Below are 3,528 nucleotides of genomic sequence, written 5' to 3' on the forward strand. Positions count from 1 at the left end.
ACCGGACACCTCGCCACCCCCGAACAACTCACCACACCCGACTACTGGACCCGCCACATCCGCGAAACCGTCCGCTACCACCACGCCGTACAGACACTCGTCCAGGAAGGGGTGAACCTGTTCGTCGAGGCGGGGCCCGACGCCGTCCTCACCCCGCTCACCCCCGGTGCGATCCCGGTCCTGCGCAGGAACCGCGACGAACGGCACACCCTGCGCACCGCGGTCGCCACCCTGTACACCCGAGGCCTCCGCCCCGGCTGGGACGCGCTGCTGCCCGAACGGGCGCCGGCCGACGACCTGCCGACGTACGCCTTCCAGCGCCGGCACTACTGGATGCGGGACGACGCCCGGCCGTCGGCGGCGGGAGTGCTGCTCGGCCCGCCGGTGGAACGCGCCGCCGACGGCAGCCTGCAGTACTCCGGCGAGGTCGGTACGGCCGCCCTGCCCTGGCTGGCCGACCACGCGGTGGACGGCACGCCCCTGGCACCGGCGAGCCTCTTCGCCGACCTGGCGCTGCGCGCCGGTGCACGCGCGGGGTCCCCCGTGGTGGAGGAGCTGACCCTGGAGGCACCGCTGGCCCTCCCGGCCGAGGGATCCCTGCCCGTGCAGCTCACGGTGGCGGCCGCGGAGGCGGACGGCCGCCGGCCGTTCTCCGTACACGCCCGGCCCGACGCCGACGCGCCCTGGGTGCGGTACGCCTCCGGCGCGCTCGCCCCGGACGACGCGTCCGTGGACCCCGGAGCGGACGACGCCTGGCCCGGTGCCGGTGCCGTGGCCACCGACGTCGGCGAGGTGTACCACCGTCTCGCCGCCCTGGGATACGGATACGGCCCGGCGTTCCGCAACCTGCGGGCCGCCTGGCGGCTCGGTGACGCCCTGCTGGCCGAGGTCGCCCTTGCCGGTGAACCGGGCGACGAGGAGGCGGAGTTCGCTGTCCACCCGGCGCTGCTGGACGCGGCCCTGCATCTGCTGCCGGTGCGGCACGTGGACGCGGCGACGGACGAGAGGGTGCTGCCGTTCTCCTGGTCGGGGCTGCGGCTGCACGCCACCGGTGCGCGCAGCCTGCGGGTGCGTCTGGAGCCGGCCGGGACCGACGCCTTCTCGCTGGTGGGCCGGGACCCCGCGGGGGATCCGGTGCTGTCCGCGCGGTCCCTCGTCCTGCGTCCGCTGCCCGCCGGGGCGCTCGAGGCGACGTCGGCCCCGGCCGCCGATCCGCTGTACGCCGTCGAGTGGGTCGCCGCGCCGGCCCGGTCCGCCGAGGGCGAGCCGGCGGAGCCCGTCACCGTCGCGCGTGTCGAGGAGGTGCCGGACGTCCACGCCGCCGCCGAACGGGCCCTCGCGCTGGTCCAGGAATGGCTGGCGTCCGACGCGGACGACGGCGCGCGGCTCGCCGTGGTCACCACCGGTGCCTGCGCCGCCGTCGACGGCGACACGGTGCCGGGTCTGGCGGGCGCGGCGGTGTGGGGTCTGCTGCGGGCCGCGCAGAGTGAACACCCCGGGCGGTTCGTGCTGGTCGACAGCGACGGCAGCGACGAGTCGGCGGCGGCCCTGAGCGGCGCCCTGGCCACGGGTGAGCCGCAACTCGCCCTGCGGTGTGGACGGCCACTGGTGCCACGCCTGGTGAGGATTCCGGCCGGGACGACCACCGCGGACCCGGACCGGGACTCCGCGCGCTCGGCGACCGGCACGGACGGCGACGCACCGGCCGCAGCCGGCACACATGACGCCCTTTCGGCAGCAGGCACACACGCTGACGCCCTCCCGACAGCAGACACACACGCTGACGCCCTCCCGACAGCAGACACACACGCTGACGCCCTCCCGACAGCAGACACACACGCTGACGCCCTCCCGGCAGCCGAAGCGGACGCCGACGCACTGGCGGCAGCCGGCACGGACGCCGACGGGCCCTCTCGCGTAGGTACGCACGCCGATCCGGTTCCTCCCGCCGACGCGGGCGCCGGCCACAGGTCCGCCCGTGCGGCTTCCCGGAGGGACGCCGACCGGGACCCCGCACGAGGCACCGTGCTGCTCACCGGGGCCACCGGGTCCCTCGGGGCCCTGGTCGCGGAGCGCCTGATCACCCACCACGGTGTCCGTCGCCTGCTGCTCACCAGCCGGGGGGGTCCCGAGGCGCCCGGCGCCCGTGACCTCGTGGACCGGCTCACCGCGCTCGGCGCCGAGGTCACGCTCGCGGCGTGCGACACCGCCGACCGCGAGGCCCTCGCCGCCCTGCTCGCCTCGGTGCCGGCGGACCGGCCGCTCACCGCGGTGGTGCACGCGGCCGGGGTGCTGGACGACGGTGTGCTGGCGGAGTTGACCCCCGAGCGGCTGCATGCCGTACTGCGGCCGAAGGCGGACGCGGCCCTGCACCTGCACGAGCTGACCGCGGGCCGTGACCTGGACGCCTTCGTGCTGTTCTCCTCCGTCACCGGTCTCCTCGGCACCGCGGGCCAGGCCAACTACGCCGCCGCCAACGCCGTCCTCGACGCCCTCGCCCAGCACCGCCACGCCCAGGGACTGCCCGCCACCTCCCTCGCCTGGGGCCTGTGGGACACCGGCGACGGCATGGCCGGAGAGCTGACCGCGGCCGACCGTGCACGCCTGGCGCGCGGCGGGCTCGCCCCGCTCTCCGCCGAGCGGGCGCTGCGGCTGTTCGACATGGCGCTGCGGGCGCCCCGGCCGCTGCTGGTCGCCACCCGGTTCGCCCTGTCGGCGCTCCAGGAGCCGGGTGCCCCGGTGCCGGCGCCGCTGCGCTCACTGGTGCGGACGGCGCCGCGCCGTGCGGCCGTCGCCACCACGGACGGCTCGTGGGCCGAGCGGCTGGCCGGGCTGCCGGCGGCCGACGCCGAGCGCGAGGTGCTGGAACTGGTGCGTACGACGGTCGCCACGGTCCTGGGGCACGGTGACACCAGGGCCGTGGCCCGCGACCGCGCCTTCGGCGACCTGGGGTTCGACTCGCTGGCGGCCGTGGATCTGCGCAACCGGCTGCGCACCGCCACGGGCCTGCGGCTGCCCACCACGCTGGTCTTCGACCATCCCACCCCCGGCGCCCTCACCGCCCGTCTCCTCGACGAGTTGCCGGGCGCACGCCCCTCGTCCGCCGTGGAGCCGGCGTCCGTCTCCGCCCCCGCCGTCGTCGACGAGCCGATCGCGATCGTCGGCATGGCCTGCCGTTTCCCGGGCGGTGTCACCTCGCCCGAGGAGCTGTGGGACCTGGTCGCCTCCGGCACGGACGCGCTGCTGCTGGAGACGGCCTGGGAGGCCTTCGAACGGGCCGGGGTGGACCCGGTGTCCCTGCGCGGCTCACGTACCGGCGTCTTCGCGGGAGTCATGTACAACGACTACGGGGCCCGGCTGCACCAGGCCCCGCGCGCGCCGCAGGAGGCCGAGGGCTATCTGGTCAGCGGCAGCGCGGGCAGTGTGGCGTCGGGCCGGGTGGCGTACACCTTCGGGCTGGAGGGCCCCGCCGTCACCGTGGACACCGCCTGCTCCTCCTCCCTCGTCGCCCTCCACCTCGCCGCCCAA

At 76.4% G+C, this 3,528-nt stretch carries 1 protein-coding gene; it reads left to right on the forward strand.

Features of this window, described 5'->3' with window-relative positions:
• The coding region (locus OO52_RS45220; protein WP_037671526.1) for an SDR family NAD(P)-dependent oxidoreductase at positions 1 to 3,528 on the forward strand (3,528 nt) is incomplete at both ends.

It is taken from the genome of Streptomyces flaveolus (assembly GCF_000716535.1).
GTDB lineage: Bacteria > Actinomycetota > Actinomycetes > Streptomycetales > Streptomycetaceae > Streptomyces > Streptomyces flaveolus_A.